A 7,826-nucleotide genomic window follows, 5' to 3' on the forward strand; every position below is an offset into this window, starting at 1 on the left:
GGGAGATCTCGCCCTGCGCCTGAAAGGGCGACCCCGCGAAGGCGGTGGAGCGAGAAGTCAGCCAAGGCCGTAGTAGTTCTGCAAGGGACGAAGGGCCGAACGGAGAGGAGAGCGAGACGACCGTGCGCCTCGAAGGAGCCATGCCTCAGATGTCCGGGCAACTGGAGCTCGCGTTGACGGCGAAGGGTGAATCCCGACGCGGGCGGCGTAGCGAGGAAGCTTCGACGGCGGCGCGTGGAGACGAGCGCTCGGGAGCGAGCGGAAGACCATCCGCTACTTCGACCGGCTGGGGCTTCCCCGGTTGGCCGCGTGACCTCAACTCGCCGAACCGCCGGATGCGGACCCGCTTGTCCGGTGGTGTGGCAGAGGAACTCCGAGGCTATTCCTCGGAGCCCCTATGCCGATTCGAAGCGCGCGTTGACCGTGCCTGCGCGCGAAACTAATCTGTTTGTTCGTCCCGCGCCGACGTGGAGGGTTTATGGACACCGCCGGGCTTCCGCGCGCCGTCAGACCGCTTCTGGTGCACATCAGCGCCGGTTTCCCGATCATCTACGTCGCGTCGTGGGAAGAAGAGCGCGTGTGCGAGCACCTGGGCATCGTCGCGACCGGGCACATGGAGCCGTCCCGCGCGCTCGTCACGTGGTCGTTCACCGAAGGATTCTCGGACCACATCGAGGGCCCCGAACGCGCGCTGCACGACCCGATGGCCGCGCTCGACCGCGTGTTGCGCGAAGAAGACCCGGTCGTGTGGGTGCTCAAGGATTACCACGTCTACATCGCGCAGCGGCCCGACATCGTCAGGCGATTGCGCGACGTGTATTACGCGATCAAGGACACCGATCGAACGCTCATCGTGCTCGCGCCGATCGTCGAGGTGCCGCCCGAACTCGTTAAGGAAATGTACGTCTACGACTACCCGCTGCCCGATCCCGACGAAACGCGCCAGATCGTCGAGCTGGAAATCTGGACGCACTTTCATCGCAGCGGGCAGAGAGTGACCTTCGACCACTACGAACGCGCGGACTTCGAACGCACCCTGCTCGGCCTCACCCGCGAGGAAATGAAACGCGCGCTGCGCAAGTCGTTTTTGCACTCGCCGAAAATCACGATCGATCACGCGCAGGTGGTGCTGGAGGAAAAACGCCAGATCCTGCGCAAGACCGAAATTCTGGAGTTCATTCAGATCGAGGACGACCTGTCGGCGGTCGGCGGTCTCAAGCAGTTCAAGGCGTGGTGCAAGATCCGGCATCGCGGGCTGGAGCCCGAGGCGCGCGAGTTCGGGTTGCCGCTGCCCAAGGGCATTTTGCTCACGGGCATTTCGGGCTGCGGCAAGAGCCTCGCCATCACCGCGCTCGCCCGCGAGTGGCGTCTGCCGCTGCTGCGCCTGGACATGGGCCGCGTCTTCGCCGGGCTCGCGGGATCGCCCGAGCAGTCCCTGCGCCGCGCGATCCTGACCGCCGAGGCGGTGTCGCCGTGCGTGCTGTGGATCGACGAGATCGAGATGGGCATCTCGGTGTTTTCCGACTCGGTGGAATCGGGCGCGACGAGCCGCAACTTCGCATCGTTCCTGACGTGGATGCAGGAGAAGAAGACGCCGGTTTTCATCGCCGCGACGGCGAACGACATCGACCGCTTGCCGCCCGAGTTCATCCGCAAGGGCCGCTTCGACGAGGTGTTTTTCGTCGATCTGCCGAGCGAGGAAGAACGCAAGGAGATCTTCCGCATCCACTTCAAGAAGAAGAAGCAGGTGCCGAGCGAAACGTCGCTCGACGGCCTCGCGAAATCGACCAAGGGCTACACCGGCGCGGAGATCGAGCAGGCGCTGATCTCGGCGCTCTACGAATGTTTTTCGAAAAACCGGCCGCTTGCGTTGGAAGACATCTACCGGGCGATCGGCAACATGGTGCCGCTGTCCGTGACAATGAAAGAGGACATCACCAAGGTGAAACGCTGGGCCGACAACCGCGCGGTGCGCGCCAACACCGGCGAGCCGTAAGCGCATGTCCGTCATCTACATTGTGCTGCCGCTGGCGATTCTCTTCGCCGCGGGATTCGTCGGCGCGTTCATCTGGGCGACGCGCCGCGGGCAGTTCGACGACACCAAGACGCCGGCCATGCGGATTCTTCACGAAGACGACGATGTGAAGCGCAAGCGCTGACGGAGATGAGGCGCGGCTGCCCCCGGCTGTGCTTGTTGGCGTCGCGCGCGGATCAGCCCTTGATATGACGCCGGAAGAAACCCGCGATCTCCGGTTTCGACAATTCGCTCTTGGCCGCCATCATCACCATATTCTCAAGTTCCGGCTCGTCACATTGGATTTCGACCCCGTTGATCCCCAGAAACGTCAGCGCGCAGATGAGGCCGGTCCTTTTGTTGCCGTCTAAAAACGGGTGATTCGAGACGATGTGATAAAGATACGCGGCGGCCATTTCAAAGTGGTCGGCATGAAGCCATTCGGCGCCGAACGACGCGGATGGCTGCGCTAAAGCCGATTCCAGCAACCCCATGTCTCGAATCCCGTCCAGACCGCCGAAACGGGCAAGCTGCGTGGCGTGAATATCGAGCACGTCGTCGATGTCAAGAAACTCCGGACTCATTTCGCGAGCTTCCGCAACGTGGCCTCATGCGTGTCCATCACGCGCTTTGCGATCTGCCGCACCCGTGTGCGATGCGTCGCCTGACGGATCGGACGTACGACAAGCCCGTCCCCGTCCGTCGTCAGCTCCAGCGGCGTGTCCTGATCGATCTTCAGCAGGTCGAGGATTGGGCGGTCGAGAATGAGCGCCAGGCTGTTGCCGTGTTTCGAAAGCGTCTTGATCATCGTGGCCTCCGGTAAGTGGAGTCTAACAATGGATATACAATGTAGGCCCGTTGAAATCAAGCAGTTGCCAACTCCGAGAGCGAGGAAAAAAAATTTCTCAGGGGGCTTGACGGGCGCGACCGGGAAATTTATATTTGCACAGTGACGCAAATATGAAAGTGTCGTCACGACGCGAAAGGACCCCGATGCCCCGCAAGAGTCCGATTCACCCGCTGCGCGATCACCTGGCGCCCGATCTGTTCAAGGCTCTGGGCGACCCCAACCGGCTCGCGCTGCTCTCGCGACTTGCCGAGTGCCGCCGCGAGTGCACGGTGAGCGAACTCGCCGAATGCGTGAAGGTCGATCTGTCCGTGGTGTCGCGGCATCTGGCGCAACTGCGCGCCGTGGGCGTGCTCGAGGCCGAGAAGATCGGCAAACAGGTCCATTACCGACTGAACTGCAACCGCCTGGCGGCGACGCTGCGTTCGATCGCCGACGCGCTCGACGCGTGCTGTCCGCCGCGAAAACCCGAACCATCGAAAGGATGAATTCATGAGCTCGAATCCCGAAACCAAGTCCGCCGCCTCGTCCGCCGACGAGGTGCGCCGCGAAGTCTCCCGCGCGTACGCCGACGCCGTCACGGGTCGAAAGATCGAGACCGCGAAGCAAAATCGCGTGTTCGCCGCCATCGCCGGATACGACGGCGAAGAACTCTCGTCCCTCCCCGCCGACGCCGTGCAAAGCTCGTTCGGCTGCGGCAATCCGCTCGCTTTCGCGGGTGTGCGCGAGGGGCAGACCGTCGTCGATCTCGGCAGCGGCGCGGGCATCGATCTGCTCATCGCGTCGCGCATGGTCGGGCCGACGGGCCGCGTGATCGGCGTGGACATGACCGACGAAATGATCGAGCGCGCGCGGGCGAACGTCGCCGAGGCGGGCGCGACGAACGTCGAGATCCGCAAGGGCGTGATCGAGCAATTGCCGGTCGAGGACGCGAGCGTGGATTGGGTGATCTCGAACTGCGTGATCAATCTGTCGCCGGAAAAACCCCGCGTGTTTTCGGAAATCGCCCGCGTCCTGCGCCCCGGCGGCACGATGCGGGTGTCCGACATCGTGGTGAGCGATCTGCCCGCTTGGGTCCGCGAAATGCGCCAGATGTACAGCTCGTGCGTGGCGGGCGCGATCAGCGAGGACGATTACCTCGCGGGTCTGCGCGAGGCCGGACTCACCGACGTCGAAGTCGTCGAGCGCCTCGTCTACGACCGCACGCAGCTTCGCGCGTTCATCGCGACGGAACTGAAGGACGCATCCACGTGCGGTTGCTGCGGCGGGGGCTCGAGCCAGACCGTCGCGCCCGAGGTGGCGGACCGGATCGCCGAAGAGGTCGAGGGGAAGATCTGGAGCGCGAAGGTCGTCGCCCGCAAGGCGTGAATGAGTTTCGGTTTCTGGTTCTTGGTTGTTGGTTTTTGGTCGAATCGCACCCTAACGGGAACCATGTGTGTGGCCCGGCCGCCCTCGGCCGGGTCAACATCTCTTACGCCGGTGTCGGCGCCCGATCGCCGCGCAGCCGCCCCCAGAACTGATACACGTGGCAGGCGACGCACACGTCGGCGGCGGCGTAGAGCGCGATGCACGCCGCGAAGGCCGCGCCGGCGACGAGCGCGAGCGCCGTCAACCCCATCGCGGCGAGCGCGAACGTCGCCACGCACATCGCGAGGCCCAGGCGCGTGGCGAAGAGTTTGGGCGCGGCATCGCTGGGTACACGTTTCCAGTCGAACGCGGCGACCAGACGATCCGCGACAAAGGCGAGCGGGCTCTTGCGGTCGGGCGCGAATGAACGCCAGGCGAAATCAACCGCCAGCACGGCGAAGACCCACCACGCGCCCGTCGCGATGGCGGCGAGCGACACGAGAACGACGACCGAGGCCACCACGCGGCCGGCGGTGTTGTCGGTCAGTTTTCCGGAGATCGGGCAGTGCGCGCTCATGATGCGCCCTCCTTCGCCACCAAATTACGACTAACTCGGTCGGAATAGTATGTTTTCGATCAGCAATCGTCAATAATGCGCGTGGCCGCGTTCGCCGGGCGGTCAATCGAACTGCGCGATGGAGAGCGAGTCCGCCGGACCCTCGTCGCCCCGAATCGTCAGGACGCGTCCGTTGAACTCGATCGGGATCGGCTCGCCCGCGACGGGGTCGGCGTAGAGGTCGTAGATCGTGAAAAACGGAAACAGCCCGACAATTCCGGGCAGGATCGGGCCGTCGGTGGCGGCGTTGAAGTTCAGGTCGGTGAAGACCGCCGCGAGCACGCTTTGCTCCGCGGGGGTGACCTCGTCCGTGCCCAGGTCGATGCCGTCCACCACGAAGGTGTCGCGCCCTGCGATCGCCGCGCGGTTCAGGTTGAGCGTGGCGAACGCCACCCGATCGCCCAGCAGCGGCAGCAGCTTGAACGGCACGGCGAACGTCGAATCGAAATCCGGCAGCACGCGAAAGTGTACGAGGCGGCTCGAACGCAAAAACGGCTCACGATAGTAACGCACGGCGGGCCAGTTCCCCGCCGCGTCGCGGATCTCGAATTCGTAGTGCGTGTCCGCTTGGGCCTCGAACGGTCCCCACGCGCCGGACGCGTCCGATGTGAACTCGCCGTCGGGTTCGGCGTCGTCGCGCTCGCCGGTGTCCGGACCGAAGGCGAACACGCGCACGATCTGCCCGGGCGCGGGGTCGTTCGTGCCGAAGACGAGGGCGCGTCCCGAGAGTGTGATGGGCGAGGAGGGCTCGACGTCGGTCGTCGCGGGCGGCTCGCCGTTGAAGAACGAGAAAAGCTGCTCGAAGGTTTCGGGCGATGTGGCGAGTTGCAGGTGGTCGAGGCCGGGCAGCACCACGTTTGTCGCGCCCGCGATTTCGCGCGCGCCGACGACCGCGTCGGCCTCGGACGACAGGGTGAGGATCGGCGTGTCGATGCCTGCCGTGTCGAAATCGAACGACGCGACGTGCGCGTAGTGAGCGACGTGGATCGGCGCGGGCGCGAGTTGCAGGTAGTCCGCGCCCATCGACCCGCCCATCGAGTGGCCGACCAGATCCACATCCTGGGCGCCGGTGAGCGCGCGGATCTCGTCGATCGCGCCGCCGATCATCTCGACCGGGTCGGGGGTAGCCCAGAGCGTGTTGTAGTCGAGCGCGAAGACGCGGTCCAAAACGTAGCCGTTCGTCGCGAAGCGCTGCGACTGCGCGTGGAACGCGTCGCCGTCCTCGAGGAATCCGTGCACGAACACGATGGGCCGATACGCGGGCCCGTCGTCGTCGGCATCGTCGTCCACCGCGTCGTCGTCGGATGCGGAATCGTCGTCGGAGTCGTCATCCGTGTCGTCGTCAGCCGCGCCGGAATCGGAAGTGGAATCGTCGTCGTCACCCGCGCAGCCGGGGAGGAGGGCGAGCAGGGCGTACAACAAAGCGCAATACTTCAGGACCTTACCGGACTTCCTCGCCGCGTCATGCGCGGGTCCCGTCTCATGCTTTCTCGCTCCGAAGATGTTCGAGGCGGTCAGGACGCGCTCGTTTCGGACGGCAGGAAACCGGCCTTCGCAAGGACTTCGTACGCGGACTCGACGCGGTCAGGCGGGAACTTGTCCTTCTTGTAGGTCTGAAATTTCGCGAGAATCTGCGTTTTGGAGGGCTCATGGTTCCCCGCGCCGACGAGCCAGCGATACGCGTAGACGAGCGTGGATACGACTTCGAGGTCGTCGTCGCTCAGTTTGGCGAGAGCCTCGACAAACGGGTCGATCCTGTCTTGAAACGGTTCAATTTGGACGCGGAAGCTTCGCCATAACTCGTTGGACTGATTCGTGGATCGATAGTCGTAGTATCGCCGGCCGTCGCCCGACTCGTCGAGAAGGATCTCGAACGAGACCAAGCGATCCAGGTCGTCCTGGATTTCCGTCGAGTACGGCCCAAAGCGGTGGAGAAGAAACCGATACGTGTTCGGCACACCGATCAGGCTCAGAAAGTAGACGATCTTCTGAATTTTCGTCCGCCCCAGGTACGCCGGAGGCTCGCCCTCTCCCTGACGGCTCCGGAGCCGATCCACAACGTGAATCACGTAAGACAGTAGCGCGTGATCGCTATGCCAGTTGGGTTCCATGTTCGCTCCGTGACCGCCCGAGATATGGGATCATTTTGCCCAATTGCGAATCGCCTTGCAACGAGCCTCGTCCGCATCGGCGTAAATTCGGACGCCCGAGAAGGCGCGAGGGACGCTCGCCACGACGGGGCTGACGAGTCCGACATCTTCCGGATCGCGATTCTGCCCGACGAGCTTCAAATGAAGAAGGCCGGGATCTTGATCCCACCTAGTGCATTGGCTATGGATTTTCACCCTTCCGCTGGCATCGAGAAGAAAGTCCACGTCTGGATGACCTACCTTCAAATCGGCCATCTTCTCGGCCATCTTCTTTCCTGCCGAGTGGCCGGCATCCGGAAACAAGTCCTTCACCACCTTGTGAAATTTCCGGGTTTTGATTCGCTCCGCGGATCCTTGCCCAGCTTTGGATCCCGGCCAAGTACCGGAACGCAGGCGATGCAGAATCGCCGAATCCGTCAGCCGAAAGAACGCCGGCGGCAACCCGTCAGGATCGCCCGCGACGAGATCGAGGTCTTCGAGATCGACCCCCTCGAAGCAGTCCTGCAGGTAACGATCCGTCAACCGACGGACTCGGTGGTAGTACACCTGCGTGTTCATCTGATAGCGCGCAAGAATCAGCGCTTCGAAGGTGTGGAGGCCGCCGTAGTCCAAAGCGATCTCCCACGTCCCTTCGTCCTCGGAGAGATCGAAGCTTTCGATCATCCGCCGGTAATCGAATCGGCCGTAGTCGACCCCGCAATGAAGAGAGTCCCGCACGAGGTAGTCTGTCCGATCCGCGTCGATTTCTCCGAGCCTGTCCCGGATTCCGTTGAAAGTTGAAAAGGGAACGGCGGTTGCCTACCGTCCGGGTTGCGAGACCTGGACGACCTTTTCCAAGGAGGACCGCCGTGA

Annotated in this window: 10 protein-coding genes; 4 read left to right on the top strand and 6 right to left on the bottom strand. The window is 63.5% G+C overall.

Annotation, left to right across the window (positions count from 1 at the left end; translation table 11 throughout):
* Positions 1-478 precede the first annotated feature (478 nt).
* Complete coding sequence (locus tag IT350_02975) at positions 479-1,996, top strand: AAA family ATPase (protein MCC6156987.1); 1,518 nt, start codon at positions 479-481, stop codon at positions 1,994-1,996.
* A gap of 4 nt (positions 1,997-2,000) precedes the next feature.
* Complete coding sequence (ccoS, locus tag IT350_02980; GenBank protein ID MCC6156988.1) at positions 2,001-2,159, top strand: cbb3-type cytochrome oxidase assembly protein CcoS; 159 nt, start codon at positions 2,001-2,003, stop codon at positions 2,157-2,159.
* 52 nt (positions 2,160-2,211) lie between these two features.
* On the opposite strand, the gene IT350_02985 is transcribed toward ccoS, so the two are convergent.
* A complete protein-coding gene (locus IT350_02985) occupies positions 2,212-2,598 on the bottom strand; it encodes a type II toxin-antitoxin system death-on-curing family toxin (GenBank protein MCC6156989.1) in 387 nt (128 codons plus the stop codon).
* On the bottom strand, positions 2,595-2,822 hold the full coding sequence (locus IT350_02990) for an AbrB/MazE/SpoVT family DNA-binding domain-containing protein (GenBank protein ID MCC6156990.1): 228 nt from the start codon (positions 2,820-2,822) through the stop codon (positions 2,595-2,597). Before IT350_02990 ends, IT350_02985 begins: the two co-directional genes overlap by 4 nt.
* 185 nt (positions 2,823-3,007) lie before the next feature.
* Here IT350_02990 and IT350_02995 point away from each other — a divergent pair, with 185 nt between their 5' ends.
* Together IT350_02995 and arsM are read left to right on the top strand one after the other, a co-directional pair.
* A complete protein-coding gene (locus IT350_02995; protein MCC6156991.1) occupies positions 3,008-3,349 on the top strand; it encodes a winged helix-turn-helix transcriptional regulator in 342 nt (113 codons plus the stop codon).
* 4 nt (positions 3,350-3,353) lie between these two features.
* Positions 3,354-4,229, top strand: coding sequence for an arsenite methyltransferase (gene arsM, locus IT350_03000; protein MCC6156992.1), 876 nt, complete (start codon positions 3,354-3,356; stop codon positions 4,227-4,229).
* Between the two features lie 103 nt (positions 4,230-4,332).
* Here arsM and IT350_03005 read toward each other — a convergent pair whose 3' ends face one another.
* The 4 genes from IT350_03005 to IT350_03020 all read right to left on the bottom strand — a co-directional run bounded on the left by IT350_03005 (position 4,333) and on the right by IT350_03020 (position 7,691).
* Positions 4,333-4,785 carry a DUF4395 family protein gene (locus IT350_03005; GenBank protein ID MCC6156993.1) on the bottom strand — a complete coding sequence of 151 codons (453 nt, stop codon included), beginning with the start codon at positions 4,783-4,785 and terminating at the stop codon, positions 4,333-4,335.
* Positions 4,786-4,887: 102 nt separating this feature from the next.
* Positions 4,888-6,246, bottom strand: coding sequence for a hypothetical protein (locus tag IT350_03010; GenBank protein ID MCC6156994.1), 1,359 nt, complete (start codon positions 6,244-6,246; stop codon positions 4,888-4,890).
* A gap of 92 nt (positions 6,247-6,338) precedes the next feature.
* Entirely contained in the window at positions 6,339-6,935 is a 597-nt protein-coding gene (locus IT350_03015; protein MCC6156995.1) for a hypothetical protein, read from the bottom strand.
* A 30-nt stretch (positions 6,936-6,965) separates the two neighbouring features.
* Positions 6,966-7,691, bottom strand: coding sequence for a hypothetical protein (locus IT350_03020; GenBank protein MCC6156996.1), 726 nt, complete (start codon positions 7,689-7,691; stop codon positions 6,966-6,968).
* Positions 7,692-7,826: the final 135 nt, after the last annotated feature.

The organism is Deltaproteobacteria bacterium, from assembly GCA_020845895.1.
Taxonomy (GTDB): Bacteria; Lernaellota; Lernaellaia; order JACKCT01; family JACKCT01; genus JADLEX01.

Coding starts and splice junctions, on each gene's coding strand:
- IT350_02975 (MCC6156987.1), top strand. CDS start 479: ATGGACACCGCCGGGCTTCCGCGCGCCGTCAGACCGCTTCTGGTGCAC.
- IT350_02985 (MCC6156989.1), bottom strand. CDS start 2,598: ATGAGTCCGGAGTTTCTTGACATCGACGACGTGCTCGATATTCACGCC.
- arsM (MCC6156992.1), top strand. CDS start 3,354: ATGAGCTCGAATCCCGAAACCAAGTCCGCCGCCTCGTCCGCCGACGAG.
- ccoS (MCC6156988.1), top strand. CDS start 2,001: ATGTCCGTCATCTACATTGTGCTGCCGCTGGCGATTCTCTTCGCCGCG.
- IT350_03015 (MCC6156995.1), bottom strand. CDS start 6,935: ATGGAACCCAACTGGCATAGCGATCACGCGCTACTGTCTTACGTGATT.
- IT350_03005 (MCC6156993.1), bottom strand. CDS start 4,785: ATGAGCGCGCACTGCCCGATCTCCGGAAAACTGACCGACAACACCGCC.
- IT350_02995 (MCC6156991.1), top strand. CDS start 3,008: ATGCCCCGCAAGAGTCCGATTCACCCGCTGCGCGATCACCTGGCGCCC.
- IT350_02990 (MCC6156990.1), bottom strand. CDS start 2,822: ATGATCAAGACGCTTTCGAAACACGGCAACAGCCTGGCGCTCATTCTC.